This window comes from Leeia sp., assembly GCF_041909055.1.
Classification (GTDB): domain Bacteria; phylum Pseudomonadota; class Gammaproteobacteria; order Burkholderiales; family Leeiaceae; genus Leeia; species Leeia aquatica.
This window is the reverse complement of sequence record NZ_JAYREC010000003.1, coordinates 88521-103457: the sequence shown is the minus strand read 5'-3', so window position 1 is coordinate 103457 and position 14937 is coordinate 88521. Positions and strand designations below refer to the sequence as shown.

The window sequence follows — 14937 nt, the reverse complement described above, 5'->3', positions numbered from 1 at the left end:
GGCTGCACTGTGTTGAGATGGCAAGCACCCCTGCTGGGCTGGGCAAGTTGGCCAGATCCAGCGATGGATGCCAAATTGGCAGGGGCGGAGGTTGAGCCCATGTTGCGCCGCAGATTGTCGCCTTTGGCGAGAGGCGCATCATGGGCTGCTGCTCAGTGCTGGGGGGGCTTGTCGTCTGTTGAATTGGTTTATGCCTCACGTCACGGCGAACTCAAACGGACGGTAGAGGTGGTGCAGGGATTGCTGAAAGGCGAGGCGGCATCGCCTACACAGTTCAGTTTGTCAGTGCTCAATGCACTGCCAGGTATCCTGTCGATTTCCCGACAGGATACTTCGGCCATTACTGCGGTATCGGCCGGTGCGGAAACCTTGGGCTGGGGATTGCTGGAGGCTTGCATTCGCTATGGGCGCAGCCCGTCCAGACCCGTGTTGTTTCTGTTTGCGGAGGAGCCCGCACCTCAGCCGTTTGCTGTGCAAAAGACAGACCCTGCCACACCTTGCGGGCTGGCTGTGCTGCTGGGCGGGGGAGATGGGACTCGGTTGCAGCTGACCTTTGATGACAGTGTTCGTGTGGATAGTCCGCTGCCCGCTGCTCAAGTTGATGCGTGCCTCACAGCACTGCAGGGAAAAGGGACGGCTACTTGGACTGGCCAGCGTGGCTCATGGACTTGGACCTTGCTGCCATGAGGACTTTGAGCCGTATGTGGCGCACCGGTATTCAAATCGCGTGCTTCAGCTTTTTTGCCATAGGTGGCATTGGCGTGTCCACCTTGTGCGTGTTGTATCGACTGTTATGGCCGGGCTCGGTGCAGAAGAAGCAGCGGCATGCCCGCAAGATGGTTAACTTCTTCTTCCGGGGGTTACTCGGCACATTGCGGGTTACCGGCTGTATGCAGTTGGTGGTGCACGATGTGGCACAGCTGGCAACGCTGCGGCAGAGTCTGGTGCTGGCCAATCATCCCAGCTACCTGGACGTGGTCGTATTGCTGGCGTTGATGCCGGAGGCCAATTGTCTGGTAAAAGGCGCGTTGTGGAAAAACCCTTTCTTCTGGGGCATCGTGCGGGCAACAGGGTATGTGCAGAACACATCGCCGGAGCAGGCGCTGGATGCGTGTGCCGAGGCCATTAGCGCAGGTGATGCGCTGATCCTGTTTCCGGAAGGGACGAGAACGGTGCCTGGTGAGTCCATGAAGTTCCAGCGTGGCGCGGCGCATGTGGCCTTGCGGGCTACGGCCAGGGTCGTGCCGGTGTTGCTGCACTGTACGCCACCGACGCTGACCAAGGGCGCATCCTGGTGGCTTGCACCGGCGCAACCTTTTGTATTTACGGTTCGTGTCCTGGCACAGACCGATGTATCGCAACTGATCGGTGAGGTTGCCAATCCCTCCATCGGCGCACGTAAGCTTTCCGAAGCATTGCATGCCCTTTTCCAATCGAGACTGACTGAGTATGGATACGCTTGAACACGAGATCAAACAACTGCTGATTGATGCCCTCAGCCTGGAGGACATGACCCCGGATGACATCGTGACGGACGCCCCGCTGTTTGGCGAGGGTTTGGGGCTGGACTCAATTGATGCGCTGGAGCTGGGCATTGCCCTGAAGAAGAAGTACCAGATTGAGCTGGAAGCCGGAGATAGCAGTACCCGGGAACACTTTCGCAGTATTGCAGCGCTGGCGGCCTTGGTACGCCAGCAAGCACACCAATAAAAACAAACGTATTGGAAGTACCTACCATGAGCATGACAGATCAAACCATTCTCGATCATATCAAGCAGATACTGAGTGAGAACTTCGAAATTGATCCAGAGCGGGTGCACGCTGGCGCCAATTTGTTTACAGAATTTGATCTGGACAGCATTGATGCTGTCGAGTTGGCCATCGGCCTGCAGAAGTTGACGGGTCGCCGCATTCAACCGCAAGACTTCAAGGAAGTCCGCACGGTTGGCGATGTGATTGCTGCGGTTCAGCAACTGCTGGCTGCATGACCTTGCGCGGGCATCGTCTGCTCAGTGGTCTGCTGGTACTACTGAGTCTGGCTTACCCGTTTGCAGTGTACTATGGCCTGCAAACCATACAGCCGCGTTGGCTGGGCCTCATGCTGCTGACACTCTTGGTGTTGCGCTATGGGCTGATGGGGTTGCGCTTCGTCATGAACATGGCGTGGGTGGAGTGGTTGGGCGTCATGCTGCTGGCCAGCCTGGCCACAGCCATTTCACTCAGCAACCGGGCTGAACTTCTGCTGTATTACCCGATTGCCGTCAGCAGCATCATGTTGATGCTGTTTGCCCGTACGCTCTGGGCCCCTCCCAGCATGATTGAGCGCTTTGCCCGCTTGCGGGAGCCTGCATTGCCCCCTGCTGCCGTGCATTACACCCGGCAGGTGACCAAGGTATGGTGTGGTTTTTTTCTGCTCAATGCCTTGGTGGCGCTGGCCACCACACTGCATTCACGGCAGGCCTGGCTGGTGTATAACGGTCTGGTCTCGTATGCGCTGATGGGGGTATTGTTTCTGGGCGAAATGCTGGTGCGCAAACGTGTCAAAGCAGGGGCTGCGGCATGACGCTCCCCTTGTTGGCACGCCTGGCGCCTGGCCTGCTTCCCGACAGCGTGGTGGCCTGTGCCGGCTCGCAGCGCATTACCGCATCGGTGTTGCATGAGGCCGCCCTCCAATCTGTGCGGGGTGATGGCCGACCTCGGCGCCGCCTGCTCACGGCTGCTGAGCCGTTGGCGTTTTTGTCCACGTTGATCGCGGCATTGGCGGATGGCGATATTGCTGTCATTCCGCCCAATTTTCAGCCAGCGACCCTGGCTGCCCTGCAGACGCTGCCGGAGCCCACCCCGGCAGATGTACATCAGATCGAGTTGTACACATCCGGAAGCAGTGGCGAACCCAAGTGCGTGCCAAAGCAGCTGGATCAGCTGCTGCGTGAGTGTGATGTGCTGGAACAGTGCTGGGGTTCACAGCTGGGGCGAGCACCTGTACTGAGCACGGTGCCGGTACACCATGTTTATGGCTTGCTCTTCCGCTTGCTGTGGCCATTACGTGCCGGACGAGTGTGGGACAACGACGTCGTCAGCGAGCCAGCCGGATTGATGGAGCGGCTGGAAGCCTTGCCTGGCGCCATACTGGTTTCATCCCCTTCGCAGTTATCCCGCCTGCCGGAGCTCCTCCGGCCCGAGCAGGTGGCAGGGCGACTCAAGGCGGTTTTTTCCTCCGGTGGCTTACTGTCGAGCATGGATGCGTGTCGGCTGCAGCAAGCCTGGCAACTTCCGGTTGTGGAGGTATTGGGCAGCACGGAAACTGGAGGCATGGCCTGGCGTGACCAGCAGCAAGATGCGCGCTGGCAGGCGTTGCCCACGGTCTTGCTGGATAGCAATGCGCAAGGCGCGTTGCGGGTACAATCCCCCTTTTTACCGCCACCGGGTGTCTGGCAAACCGAGGATGCGGTACGTTTTGCCCGTGATGGCCGGTTTGAGCTGATGGGGCGGCTGGATCGTATCGTCAAGATCGCCGAAAAGCGGGTCTCGCTGGATGCGATGGAATCCCTGCTACGGCAACATGACTGGGTACAGGAGGCTGCCTTGGCGCCAGTTGCCCTGGGCGGACGAACCGTTCTGGGGGGCGTGCTGGTACCCTCGCAGCTGGCGCCGCCGGTACGTACAGCGCTGCTGTCTGCCTTGAAAACCCACCTGTTGCAGCATTATGACCCGATATTGCTGCCGCGCCGTTGGCGACTGTGCAAGCAATTGCCGTATAACGAACGCGGCAAGCTGGTTCAGGCTGATCTGGTGCGCTTGTTGCAGGAGCCACAATGAGTGCATGGATGCCTGATGTGACGGTCATGACTGCGACGGCGGAGCATGTGGCGTTGCAGTTCCAGGTCAGCCCGACCCTTCGCTATTTCGAAGGTCACTTTCCCGGCATGCCCATTTTACCGGGGGTGGTGCAGCTTGATTGGGCCGTCCGGCTGGCACGGTTGCATTTGGGGCTGCCGCTGATCGCCATGTCTGGCATGAAAGCCCTCAAGTTTACCGCCCCTGTGCTGCCGGGTGACGAACTGCGCTTGCTGCTGTCCTGGCAGGCAACGCAGGCCCGGCTCGACTTTAAATACCTGGCGCTGGACAGCGACAAGATTTTTTCCATGGGGCAACTGCAGTTCGCTCCGGCTGAGGCATGATGCGTTTCAACCCCTGTATCATCATCCCGATCTATAACCACAAGGACACCATCGCGGCTGTGGTAGACCGGCTGTCCGTGTACGGCTATCCGGTGTTGATTGTCGATGATGGTTCGGACCAAGCAACCCGGCATATCCTGGTCCAGCTTGCCGAACAGCAGCCCACCGTCACGCTGTTTCATCTGCCGCAGAATGCGGGCAAGGGGGCTGCTGTTCTGCATGGCATGCGTCAGGCGCACCGGCTGGGCTTTAGCCACGCCTTGCAGGTGGATGCGGATGGCCAGCATGATCTCGATGATGTGCCGGCCTTCATGTCCGTGGGCGAAAGCAACCCCTGGGCGGTGATCTCGGGCAAACCGATCTACGATGCTTCGGCCCCGGCGGGGCGTCGCTATGGCCGATTGGTCACCCATTTCTGGGTGTGGGTAGAAACCCTGTCATTCAGCATCGGGGATTCCATGTGCGGCTTTCGGCTATACCCGGTCGCACCCACCGTGCAGTTGATTGACCGGGTCCGCATCCCCTCCCGCATGGCGTTTGATATCGAGATCATCGTCCGACTATTCTGGGCGGGCTTACCCGTCATCAACCAGCCGACCCGGGTGATTTACCCGGAAGGTGGCCTCTCTCACTTTGACATGCTGCGGGACAATGTCCGGATTTCAGCCATGCATACCCGGCTGTTCTTTGGCATGCTTTGGCGCAGCCCCCTGCTGCTGTGGCGCAAATGCTTCCCTCGCCGTTTTGAGGAGCAACATTGGTCGCGTCAGGACGAGCGTGGAACCTCGCTGGGGCTGCACCTTGTCATGCTGACGTACCGGCTGCTGGGAGATGCTGGTGCGCAGGCCTTGTTGCGACTGATCGTTCTCTGGTTTGCCTTGACCAGTGGGCGTGCTCGGCGCGCCTCATATGAATACCTTTCACGCTTGCATCAAGTCAGCGGTGGCGTGACCCCCGCGCCCGGCTGGTGCAATGCCTACCGGCACATCCTCAGCTTTGCCGAGTCGGGGCTGGACAAACTGGCGGCCTGGACTGGACGGGTGGCACACCGCGCCATCCGTTTTCCGCAGCAGCCCGCGTTTGAAGCCTTGCTGGCCAGTGGCAAGGGTGCGGTCTTGCTGGGTGCGCACCTGGGCAATCTGGAAATGTTGCGTGCCTTGGCCAATCTGAATGGCATTGCGCGTGTCAACGCGGTGGTGTACACCGAGCATGCCCAGCGCTTCAATGGTGCGTTGTCCAGTGTGAACCCGCAATTTCAGGTCAACTTGCTGCAGATCAGCGATATGGGGCCGGATACCGCCATTCGCCTGCGCGACAAAGTAGACCAGGGTGAACTGCTGGTGATCGTGGGGGATCGTACCCCGCCGGCGGACAATGGCCGAGTGGTGCCCGCCCAATTCCTTGGGCACGAGGCCTTGTTTCCGCAGGGGCCTTTTATCCTGGGCGCACTGCTGGAGTGTCCGGTCTACCTGTTCTTCTGCCTGAAAACTGACACCGGTTATCAGGTCGAGTTCGAGGCATTTGCTGAGCAACTGGTATTGCCGCGTGGCGAGCGACAACAAGCCATTTCCCGGTACGTACAGCAATACGCTGACCGTCTGACCTGGTATTGCCAGCAAGCGCCATTACAATGGTTCAATTTTTTCGACTTCTGGGCACGAAACCGGAAGCAATAAAGACAAAGTGGCTGAGTCAAACCGATGAAAACTGAACACTTCACAACGCTACCCGGCGGTACTCAAGCGAGCCCGGTGATGGTAGGCGGACAACGTATGACCATTGCTGAAGTGGCGGCTGTGGCACGCGGCGCACGTGGACTTTGCCTGTCTGACGATGCTGAATTTCAGCGGCAGATCCGGGCGGGTGCAGCGTATCTGGAAGCCCTGCTGGCGGATGGTGGCACAGTGTATGGTGTGACGACGGGTTACGGCGACTCCTGTACCGTGACCGTACCGCCTGAGCTGGTGGCTGAGCTGCCCTTGCATCTGACCCGTTACCACGGTTGCGGTCTGGGGGAGTACTTGTCTCCGGAGTGGACGCGCGCGGTGCTGGTGGCTCGGCTGGTGTCTTTGGCGCAAGGCTACTCCGGCGTGCGTTGGGCGTTGCTGGAGCGGTTACAGCAATTGCTGGCTGAGGATGTGTTGCCGTTGATTCCGGCGGAAGGTTCGGTGGGGGCCAGTGGCGACCTGACGCCCTTGTCTTACGTGGCGGCGACGCTGGTAGGGGAGCGACAGGTTCGTTTCCGCGGCGAGATCTGTGATGCGTTGCCGGTCTTGCAGTCGCTGAACTGGGCACCGCTCAAGCTGGCGCCGAAGGAAGGGCTGGCCATCATGAACGGCACTGCTGTGATGACCGGTCTGGCGTGTCTGGCCGTGGAGCGTGCAGAGTATCTGACACGGCTGTGCAGCCGTATCACGGCGCTGGCTTCCATCGCCATGCAAGGCAACCCGGGGCACTTCGATCCAAGACTGTTTGCGGTCAAACCGCACCGGGGACAGATCGAATGTGCTCAATGGATCTGGGAGGATCTGGCATCCCAGTCTCAGGCGGAGCAAGTCCGGTTGCAAGACCGTTACTCCATCCGTTGTGCCCCACATGTCATCGGCGTCGCCCGTGACGCGCTGGACTGGATCCGCCGCGATGTCGAGAATGAGCTGAACAGTGCCAATGACAACCCCATCATCAATGGTGATGAAGAATGGGTGTTGCATGGCGGGCACTTCTACGGCGGCCATATCGCCTTTGCCATGGATGGCCTGAAAACGGCGGTGGCCAACCTGGCGGACTTGATGGACCGGCAACTGGCGCTGTTGGTGGATAGCCGTTATAACCATGGCTTGCCGCAGAACCTGTCTGGCGCCAGCGGCCCAAGTGCTGCGATCAATCATGGTTTCAAGGCCATCCAGATCGGTGCCTCTGCCTGGACTGCGGAAGCCTTGAAGCTCACCATGCCAGCCTCGGTGTTTTCTCGTTCGACCGAATGCCATAACCAGGACAAGGTCAGCATGGGAACCATCGCGGCCCGGGATTGCCTGCGGGTGCTGGAGCTGACCGAACAGGTGGCTGCTGCACTGGTGCTGGCTGTGACGCAGGGTATTGAGTTGCGCTTTGCCGATAGCGAACCGATGTTGACGGCAGCTTGTGCTGCGTTCTGTCAGGAAATCCGGCAGCATGTGGCCTTCCTGGATGAGGACCGCCCGATGGAGCATGACCTGCGTCGCATGGTGGCCTGGATTCAGTCGCGTACATGGGCATTGTATGACTCCGCTGCATGAAACCATCTGGGTCGACGTCCCTTTCCATGATATTGATACCATGGATGTGGTCTGGCACGGCCACTACATCAAGTATCTGGAGATCGCCCGCTGTGCCTTGCTGCGCAAGCTGGATTACGACTACCCGCAGATGAAGGCTTCAGGTTTTGCATGGCCCGTGGTCGAATGCAATCTGAAGTATGTGCGGCCTGCACGCTATGGGCAACGCCTGGCGGTGACGGCGACACTGCTGGAGTACGAAAACCGGCTCAAGCTGTCCTATGAAATTCATGACGAGCAGGGTGCGCGCCTGACCAAAGCGGTCACCATCCAGGTGGCCGTCTGTCTGAAAACAGGGGAAATGCAGTTCGTTTCTCCCGCCTGTTTGCTGGAGCGAGGCAAAGCCTTATGCGATTCCTGATCGTCACCCTGCTGCTGATAAGCCAGCCGCTGTACGCCGCTTTGCCGCTTGCTGACGAATTGGCAAGCCGCTTCAGCCAGCGCCTGGACAAGAAGCCGGTGTTACGGGCTACCTTTGTACAAGAGAAGCAGATGGCTGCATTCAAAAAGCCGCTGATCAGCAAGGGGCGCTTTGTGTTTGTGGCGGGCAAGGGCGCACTGTGGAGCCTGGAGTCACCCATCAAGGTCAGCTACATCATGCAGGATGACCGGGTGATTGAAATTGATGAGCAAGGCAAGCGGCTGGTCCGGACCAGTAAAGAGGTGCCTGCAATCGCCCAGGTCAGCAAGGTGTTCCGCAGTCTGCTGGGTGCGCAGACGCAATCCTTGCAAGACCTGTTCATGGTGCAGGCCAATGGGCAGGTAGAGGCTTGGCAGATGCAATTGCAACCCAAGCCGGGGCCGGTAGCGCAGTTCATGAAGCAAGTGCAAATGGCAGGCGGACGCAATGTAGAGCGTATCCGCATTGAGGAAACCAGCGGTGATGCAACCGTGATTACATTCCAGGGTGTTACCGAGGCGGAGCAGCTGACTGGCGATGAACGTGCGCTGCTGGGACAGCCTTGATGCGGCGGTGGTTACCATGGTGGTGGTTGGCATTGGCGGGCCTGTGTGGCGCCTGGGTGTTGAGTGCCTTCCTGCGTGGCGGCGTGCTGGAAACCGACTTGCTGCGCCTGCTGCCTGCGACCGAGCAGAACAGCCACGCTGAGCAAGCGGTCAATGCCCTCTACGGGCAGTTGGGCAACCGCATCCTGCTGCTGGCAGGGGCGAAGGATGCGCCGCAAGCACATGCTGCCGCGCACCAGCTGGCGAGCGCGCTGCGCCACAGCCCGGCGTTCCGCCGAGTGGTGCTGGAGGTCCCGACCTTCAATGCCCAACAACTGCTGGATACCTATCTGCCGTATGCGCCGGGCCTGCTGACGGCGATTGATCGGCAGCAACTGCAACAGGCCACGCCGGACATACAACACCAGTTGCTGCGTCGATTGGGGGCTCCTTTTCAGGACGGGATCCCGACCCCCCCTGCGCTTGACCCCTTCGGCTACTTGCAGCGCTGGCTGGGGCAGCTGCCACTGGCGCAAACCCGCCTGCAGCAAGAGCAAGGCGTGCTGGTCGCACGGCAGTCAGGTCAGACTTACGTGCTGTTGGTGCTGGAGCCACAAGGGGCGGCGTTTGATGCGGCGACGCAACGGGCCGTCATCACGGGTTTGCAGCAGGCTGAACGAGAGGTCAAGGCTCAGCACCCCGGGGTGCAACTGTTACGCACCGGCGCCCTGTTTTATGCCAGCAGTGCTCGGGAGCAGGCCAGTCATGAGGTGGACCTGATCGGTGGTGGTTCACTGCTTGGGGTCCTGCTGTTGCTGTGGTTGCTGTTCCGCTCGATCAAGCCTTTGCTGCTGGGCATGCTGACGGTCGGGATTGGCATGGTATTCAGCTGTGCGGCCGTCTTGCTGGTTTACGGCAAAATCCACCTCATCACCCTGGTGTTTGGCGTCAGCCTGATTGGCGAGGCCATTGATTACGCCATTCAGTATTTTGCCGCGCATCTGGAGGCCGGATCACGCTGGGAGGCGCGGCAAGGCATGCGCCGTGTATTACCTGGCTTATTGGTCGCCCTGTGTACCAGCCTGCTGGGGTATGGGGCGCTCACTTTGACGCCATTCCCGGCCATCAGTCAGATTGCCCTGTTTGCGTTTGCCGGCTTGGTTGCTGCCTGGTTATCGGTCGTACTGTTGTTGCCACGATGGGTGCAAAAGCCTGGTCAGCATGATGGATTGCGGCGGGTGCGCTGGCCTGCGGCCGTGTTGCATTGGTGGCTGGCCCGGATGACGCTGGGGCGAGGCGTGCTGTTGGTAGCTGCTTTGCTGCTGGCTTGTCTGCCGGGCTGGCTTCGCTTGCAAGGCAATGATGATATCCACCTGCTGGTATCCCATCCTGCGCAGCTGGTTGCGGAGGAGCGGCAGGTTCGACAGCTGGTAGGTATCAGCGAGGCCAGTCGTTTCTTTTTGACCGAAGGGGCGGATGCCGAGCAGGCCTTGCAGCGTGAAGCCGTGCTGGTCAGCCGCCTGCGCGCGCACCTCGGGCAGGGGGTGTCCGGGTTCACCGCTGTATCGGACTTGGTGCCGCCGGTGGCTCAGCAGCGTGGAGACCAGGCCTTGTTACGCCAGCGCTTACCGGCATCAGCAGTGCTGCCCGTCATGCAGGCACTAGGTTTTCCAGACGAGGCCATGAACCGCTGGCAGTCCCGCAGTACATGGCCGGTACTGACGCTGGATCACTGGATGCAGCAGCCACTTGCCGGGGTATACCGCCACCAGGTGATGTCTTTGCCGGGAGGGCAAAAGGGCTTGATCCTGATCCTGCAAGGTGACGATGGACGACTGGACCTGGATGCCGCGGCACGCGGCCTGCCCGGAGTGACGGTGGTCAACAAGGCCAGAAGTGTATCCCGCATGTTTCAGCAGTATCGACAATTAGGCTATTACTGGCTGCCAGGTGCCATGGGCATGGTGTTGCTGGTCTTGCTGGTACGCTATCGGCTGCGAAATGCCTGTGCCATCATGCTGCCCAATCTGGTGGCCCTGGCGGTCTCCTTGTCAGCGTATGGTTTGACCGGGCAGCCGTTTACCCTGTTCAGTCTGATGGGCTTGATGCTGGTGCTGGGCGTCGGGGTGAATTACGCGATTTTCTTGCTGGAGGCCGGGGTTCGTAATCCGGTGCCCTTCGCCGGGGTCTTGCTGTCGGCCGCGACGACTGTGTTGTCATTTGGCTTGCTCAGTCTGTCGAGCATGCCTGCCTTGAACCAGTTCGGCACCGTACTGCTGTTTGGCATTATCTGTTCGGTCCTGCTGGCTCCGCTGTCGCTGACATTCGGGAGGGCACGATGCGCTGGTGCGTGATGATCATGCTGACGGCCCTGTTACCCGCATGCATGAGCTTGCCGGAGCACTGCAGTCGGCTGTCGATTTCAGCACACTATTGCCTGAGTACCCAAGCAGGCCCTGCAATGGATGCGGATGGTCTGACTCAAGTGGCGCACGGTGATGACCGTTTCCAGTTGCTCAGTCGTTTGCAAGTCAGCGGGCCGCGGATGCAGCTGGCCGGGGTGAGCCCCTTGGGCCAGACCCTGCTGAAAGTCGATTGGGACAACGGACAATTGAGCGTATGGCAGCTTGACGCGCTGAAAGGCAAATTGCCACCCGCCCTTTTGCCCGCGCTCATGCAGCTGGCGTTCTGGCCGGTAGAGCAGGTACGGCGGGGCTTGTCTGACGGTGTACAACTGGTCGAAGACGCGGGTGGAAGACGACTGATGCAAGATGGGCAGGATGTGCTGCGCATTCAGTGGCAAGGATCACACCCGCCTTATTCGCGCTTGCGTTTTGAGTTGCCTGCTGCAGGCGTGATCGTGGATACCCGGCAACTGGAGGAGGGGAACGGCCCATGAAATCTTGCTATCTGACGCGGCCAGGTCTGCTGTGCGCGCTGGGTGCGGATACGGATACCGTTGCTGAAGCGCTGTTTGCGGGTCAGCAGCAGGGGCTGGTGCTGGAGCAGGGCTGGCTGGCTCATGATCACAATGCCGCTGTACGGGTCGGGCGTGTGGCGGCAGCGTTGCCGATACTGCCGCCAGCCTGGCAGGCCCGGGCCAGCCGGAACAACCGCCTGCTGCTGGCTGCGGTACAGCAGATCATGCAAGAAGTAGAGCGCTGCAAGCAACGCTACCCGGCACACCGCATCGGTGTGGTGCTGGGAACCAGCACCTCGGGGGTAGACCACGCTGAATGGGCGCTGGAAGCACATGCGGCACAGGGTCAGTTGCCCGAAGGGTTCCAGTTTGAACAGATCGACCTAGGTGATCCGGCACGGTTCCTGGCGGACTGGCTCGAGCTGACCGGCCCGGCGTACTGTATCTCCACCGCTTGTACCTCCGGGGGCAAGGCGCTGGTCAGTGCGCGAAACCTGGTGCAGAGTGGGATGTGTGATGCGGTCATTACCGGCGGCGTGGACACCTTGTGCCGTTTGACGCTGAATGGCTTTACGGCCTTGGAATCCACCACCAGTGAACTGACCAACCCGCTGTCCCTCAACCGGGCAGGGATCAACATCGGCGAAGGGGCGGCGGTGTTCATCCTGTCAGCCGAGCCGGGGGCAGTGCAACTGCTGGGTGCCGGGGAAAGTAGCGATGCCTATCACATCTCTGCACCAGAGCCAGAAGGGCTCGGTGCAAGCGCTGCCATGCAGGCCGCATTGCGCGATGCGGGGCTGGATGAAACGTCCATCGGTTACCTGAACCTGCATGCCACCGCCACGATCAAGAATGATGCGATGGAAAGCAAGGCGGTGGACCGTGTTTTCCCGCATGGGGTGCCGGTGAGTGGCACCAAGGGCATGACGGGGCATGCATTGGGGGCTGCCGGGGCGCTGGAGGCCGCATTTTGCTATCTGAGTCTGACGGATACCCAAGGTCGACTGCCTCCGCACTGCTGGGATGGTGTCGCGGATCCTGCGTTGCCTGCGCTGCCTCTCGTGCAAGTGGGGCAACATTGGCGTCCAGGGCCGCGCTACGCGATGAGCAATTCATTTGCCTTTGGTGGCAACAACCTGAGCCTGATCCTGGGAGGTGGCGCATGACAAGCTATCCAGCGATTGAAACGGTGCTGGGCCACCGAGGCGATATGCTGCTGGTGCATGCTATTGAGCATGTGGATGCCACACAGGCATGCTGCACGGCGAAGGCTGATTCAGCCGCATGGTATGCGTCCGAGGCCGGAGACATGCCGGCCTGGATTGGTATTGAGTTGATGGCACAGACGGTGGGGGTGCATGTTGGCATGCTGGCACGAATGCAAGGTCGCCCGCCGCGCCTTGGCGCACTGCTGGGGACACGGAAATATACGGCCATGATGGCATGTTTGCCTGCCGGAAAAGGATTGCGGATTCAGGCGACCCAAGCTTTTCGCGACGACACCGGAGTGGGTGCGTATGACTGCCGCATCGAGCTGGCCGACGGTGGAGGGACGGTGGCGGAAGCGACGCTGACGGTGTTCGAGCCTGACGACTTCCAGGCGTTTTTATACAAGGAGCGTACGCTGTGAGTGTGCGTCGAGTGTTGGTGACGGGTTCCAGCCGGGGTATTGGCAAGGCGGTTGCGCTACAGTTGGCTTCAGCAGGCTTTGCCGTCACCGTGCATTGCCGGCAACAGCGGGATGAGGCAGAGCAGGTCGCCCAGCAGGTGGCTAGCCTGAGTGGTCAGTCCGCCCGTGTGCTGCAATTTGATGTGTGTGAGCGGGATACTGTCCGTGCGGTACTGGAAGCGGATATTGAAGCGAACGGGGCATACTGGGGTGTGGTGTTGAATGCGGGCATCAACCGCGATCAGGCCTTCCCGGCATTGACCGCACCAGACTGGGACCAGGTGATTGATACCGGTTTGAACGGGTTTTATAACGTCCTGCATCCCTTGACCATGCCCATGATCCGCTTGCGGCAGGGGGGGCGGGTGGTGACCCTGGCTTCGGTATCCGGTCTGATCGGGAACCGGGGACAGGTCAACTACAGTGCGGCCAAAGGCGGGCTGATTGCGGCTTCCAAAGCCTTGGCCCTGGAGCTGGCCAGCCGGAAAATCACGGTGAACTGTGTGGCTCCCGGGCTGATTGAAACCGATATGGTGGCGCAGCTTCCCACCGAAGACATGATGAAATTAATCCCGATGGGGCGCATGGGCAAGCCTGAGGAAGTGGCAGCGACCGTGAGTTTTCTGTTCTCGGAAGGCGCGGCCTATCTGACCCGGCAAGTGATCAGCATCAATGGGGGGCTGGCATGAGGCGCGTGGTGGTAACGGGCATGGGCGGTGTCACAGCCCTGGGCAGTGATTGGGCCAGCGTTGACGCCCGGCTGCGTGAAGGGCGCAATGCGGTACGACGCATGACGGAATGGGCAGATCTGGAGGGCCTGAATACGGCGCTTGGCGCGCCGGTATCGTTTACCGTGCCCCCCCATTACCCACGCAAGCAGATTCGCTCCATGGGGCGTGTGTCTTTGCTGGCCGTACGCGCGACGGAGCTGGCCCTGACCCAGGCGGGTCTGCTGGAAGATGCTGTGCTGAAGCAGGGACGAACCGGGATTGCCTATGGCTCCTCTGCGGGCAGCATGGAGCCGGTACGTGCCTTTGGCGCGATGTTCGACCAGCGCAGCATGATGTCGCTGAATGCCACTTCCTACATTCAGATGATGCCGCACACCACGGCGGTCAATGCGGCCCTGCATTTTGGTCTGACCGGGCGTGTGATTCCGACCTCCAGCGCCTGTACCTCCGGTAGCCAGGCGATTGGCTATGCATTTGAAACCATTCGCATGGGCAAGCAGGACATCATGCTGGCGGGTGGGGCGGAAGAGCTGACTGAGGCCTCCGCCGTGGTGTTTGATCTGCTGTTTGCCACCTCGGTTCGCAATGATGAGCCGCACATGACGCCGCGCCCCTTTGACCGAAACCGGGATGGGCTGGTGACCGGCGAAGGCGCAGCGACCCTGGTGCTGGAAGAGCGGGAGCATGCCTTGGCCCGTGGTGCCACCATCTATGCAGAAGTCATTGGGTTTGCCACCAACTCGGATGGTGCCCACATCACCCAGCCGGAGTCGGACACCATGGCAGAGGCCATGCTGATGGCGCTGGATGATGCCGCGCTGCCCGCGTCGGCCATTGATTATGTCAGTGCCCATGGCACGGCAACCACCCGTGGTGATATCGCTGAAAGCCATGCAACACAGCGCGTACTGGGCGAGCAGGTACCGGTCAGTAGCATGAAGAGCTATCTCGGACATACGCTGGGGGCCTGCGGTGCGATTGAGGCATGGTGGTTGATTGAAATGATGCGGGACAAAGCCTTTGCGCCCACCCTCAACCTGACGGATCCGGACCCGGCCTGCGCAGCGCTGGATCATATTGTTCAGCAGCATCGCAGTCTGGATACCGAATACACCATGAGCAATAACTTCGCCTTTGGTGGTATCAATACCTCTTTGATTTTTGCCAGGGTATAAGA

At 60.2% G+C, this 14937-nt stretch carries 17 protein-coding genes; all 17 read left to right on the top strand.

The genetic code is table 11. The annotated features are described in order from the left end of the window. The first annotated feature begins 9 nt into the window (after positions 1 to 9). The 17 genes from ACE3O2_RS09330 (at position 10) to ACE3O2_RS09250 (ending at position 14935) form a co-directional block, all read left to right on the top strand. Positions 10 to 687, top strand: coding sequence for a beta-ketoacyl synthase chain length factor (locus ACE3O2_RS09330; RefSeq protein WP_374336879.1), 678 nt, complete (start codon positions 10 to 12; stop codon positions 685 to 687). 14 nt (positions 688 to 701) lie between these two features. Then, on the top strand, positions 702 to 1463 hold the full coding sequence (locus ACE3O2_RS09325; protein WP_374336877.1) for a lysophospholipid acyltransferase family protein: 762 nt from the start codon (positions 702 to 704) through the stop codon (positions 1461 to 1463). Beyond that, positions 1450 to 1710 carry a phosphopantetheine-binding protein gene (locus ACE3O2_RS09320; RefSeq protein WP_374336875.1) on the top strand — a complete coding sequence of 87 codons (261 nt, stop codon included), beginning with the start codon at positions 1450 to 1452 and terminating at the stop codon, positions 1708 to 1710. Before ACE3O2_RS09325 ends, ACE3O2_RS09320 begins: the two co-directional genes overlap by 14 nt. 26 nt (positions 1711 to 1736) lie before the next feature. Then, positions 1737 to 1988, top strand: coding sequence for an acyl carrier protein (locus ACE3O2_RS09315; RefSeq protein WP_374336873.1), 252 nt, complete (start codon positions 1737 to 1739; stop codon positions 1986 to 1988). Further along, positions 1985 to 2563: a hypothetical protein gene (locus tag ACE3O2_RS09310; RefSeq protein ID WP_374336871.1), complete on the top strand. Its 579-nt coding sequence runs from the start codon at positions 1985 to 1987 to the stop codon at positions 2561 to 2563. The genes ACE3O2_RS09315 and ACE3O2_RS09310 overlap by 4 nt, the downstream gene beginning before the upstream one ends. Then, a complete protein-coding gene (locus tag ACE3O2_RS09305) occupies positions 2560 to 3819 on the top strand; it encodes an AMP-binding protein (RefSeq protein WP_374336869.1) in 1260 nt (419 codons plus the stop codon). Before ACE3O2_RS09310 ends, ACE3O2_RS09305 begins: the two co-directional genes overlap by 4 nt. Further along, positions 3816 to 4181 carry a 3-hydroxyacyl-ACP dehydratase FabZ family protein gene (locus ACE3O2_RS09300; RefSeq protein ID WP_374336867.1) on the top strand — a complete coding sequence of 122 codons (366 nt, stop codon included), beginning with the start codon at positions 3816 to 3818 and terminating at the stop codon, positions 4179 to 4181. The genes ACE3O2_RS09305 and ACE3O2_RS09300 overlap by 4 nt, the downstream gene beginning before the upstream one ends. Further along, on the top strand, positions 4178 to 5857 hold the full coding sequence (locus ACE3O2_RS09295) for a glycosyltransferase (protein ID WP_374336865.1): 1680 nt from the start codon (positions 4178 to 4180) through the stop codon (positions 5855 to 5857). The genes ACE3O2_RS09300 and ACE3O2_RS09295 overlap by 4 nt, the downstream gene beginning before the upstream one ends. 96 nt (positions 5858 to 5953) lie before the next feature. Next, positions 5954 to 7456 (top strand): histidine ammonia-lyase, encoded by a 1503-nt coding sequence (gene hutH / locus ACE3O2_RS09290; protein WP_374336863.1) that lies wholly within the window; start codon positions 5954 to 5956, stop codon positions 7454 to 7456. After that, the gene (locus ACE3O2_RS09285) at positions 7440 to 7856 is read left to right on the top strand and encodes an acyl-CoA thioesterase (protein WP_374336861.1); all 417 of its coding nucleotides are present in this window, start codon (positions 7440 to 7442) and stop codon (positions 7854 to 7856) included. The genes hutH and ACE3O2_RS09285 overlap by 17 nt, the downstream gene beginning before the upstream one ends. Beyond that, a complete protein-coding gene (locus ACE3O2_RS09280) occupies positions 7844 to 8461 on the top strand; it encodes an outer membrane lipoprotein carrier protein LolA (RefSeq protein ID WP_374336859.1) in 618 nt (205 codons plus the stop codon). The genes ACE3O2_RS09285 and ACE3O2_RS09280 overlap by 13 nt, the downstream gene beginning before the upstream one ends. After that, positions 8461 to 10794 carry an MMPL family transporter gene (locus ACE3O2_RS09275; protein WP_374336857.1) on the top strand — a complete coding sequence of 778 codons (2334 nt, stop codon included), beginning with the start codon at positions 8461 to 8463 and terminating at the stop codon, positions 10792 to 10794. The genes ACE3O2_RS09280 and ACE3O2_RS09275 overlap by 1 nt, the downstream gene beginning before the upstream one ends. Beyond that, positions 10779 to 11339, top strand: a complete 561-nt coding sequence (locus ACE3O2_RS09270) for a DUF3261 domain-containing protein (protein WP_374336855.1) — start codon at positions 10779 to 10781, stop codon at positions 11337 to 11339. Before ACE3O2_RS09275 ends, ACE3O2_RS09270 begins: the two co-directional genes overlap by 16 nt. Then, positions 11336 to 12526, top strand: coding sequence for a beta-ketoacyl-[acyl-carrier-protein] synthase family protein (locus tag ACE3O2_RS09265; RefSeq protein ID WP_374336853.1), 1191 nt, complete (start codon positions 11336 to 11338; stop codon positions 12524 to 12526). The genes ACE3O2_RS09270 and ACE3O2_RS09265 overlap by 4 nt, the downstream gene beginning before the upstream one ends. Next, positions 12523 to 12990, top strand: a complete 468-nt coding sequence (locus ACE3O2_RS09260) for a hypothetical protein (RefSeq protein WP_374336851.1) — start codon at positions 12523 to 12525, stop codon at positions 12988 to 12990. The genes ACE3O2_RS09265 and ACE3O2_RS09260 overlap by 4 nt, the downstream gene beginning before the upstream one ends. Further along, a complete protein-coding gene (locus ACE3O2_RS09255; RefSeq protein WP_374336849.1) occupies positions 12987 to 13718 on the top strand; it encodes a 3-ketoacyl-ACP reductase FabG2 in 732 nt (243 codons plus the stop codon). The genes ACE3O2_RS09260 and ACE3O2_RS09255 overlap by 4 nt, the downstream gene beginning before the upstream one ends. After that, on the top strand, positions 13715 to 14935 hold the full coding sequence (locus tag ACE3O2_RS09250; RefSeq protein ID WP_374336847.1) for a beta-ketoacyl-ACP synthase: 1221 nt from the start codon (positions 13715 to 13717) through the stop codon (positions 14933 to 14935). Before ACE3O2_RS09255 ends, ACE3O2_RS09250 begins: the two co-directional genes overlap by 4 nt. The last annotated feature ends 2 nt before the right edge of the window (positions 14936 to 14937 follow it).